At 59.6% G+C, this 527-nt stretch carries 1 protein-coding gene; it reads left to right on the plus strand.

What is annotated here, in order from left to right; all coding sequences use genetic code 11:
* Nucleotides 1–465 (plus strand): lysophospholipid acyltransferase family protein (locus IQK56_RS30595; protein WP_193901974.1); only part of this gene is annotated, 465 nt, incomplete at its 5' end.
* Nucleotides 466–527 lie beyond the last annotated feature (62 nt).

Below are 527 nucleotides of genomic sequence, written 5' to 3' on the forward strand. Positions count from 1 at the left end.
GTGTTGATCGTGGCGCAGGCGCTCAACCCCGGCACGGTAATTGTCGGTAAACAGTCGCTCAAATGGCTGCCACTGGTGGGGCAGTTGTATTGGCTGACCGGTAGTCTGTTCATTGACAGGAACAGCCCACGGGCATCCATCGGCAGTTTGCGCAAGATTGCCAAGCGGGTTGTCGCAGAGAATACTTCGCTGTGGATCTTTCCCGAGGGCACTCGAAACCATGGCGGGGAGATGCAGCCTTTCAAGAGTGGGGCGTTTCGGATTGCCAAGGATATCGGGGTTGGGATCATTCCCGTCACGATCAGCCCGGCGGTCAACCATATCGCCTACAACGCCTTGCGCAGCACCGACGTCAGCATCATCGCCCACCCGCCCATTGAGGCCGAGGAGGTGGTTGCGATGAGTGCCAAACAGCTGGCCAATCACGCCCGAGAGATTATCGCCAAGTCGATTCCACTGGGTTAGCCGTCGCAAACCGGGCGGGCGAGTCAGAACGTCGCCTTGACCTGCAACCCCGGCACCAGCGC

This window comes from Pseudomonas cyclaminis (genome assembly GCF_015163715.1).
Lineage (GTDB): Bacteria > Pseudomonadota > Gammaproteobacteria > Pseudomonadales > Pseudomonadaceae > Aquipseudomonas > Aquipseudomonas cyclaminis.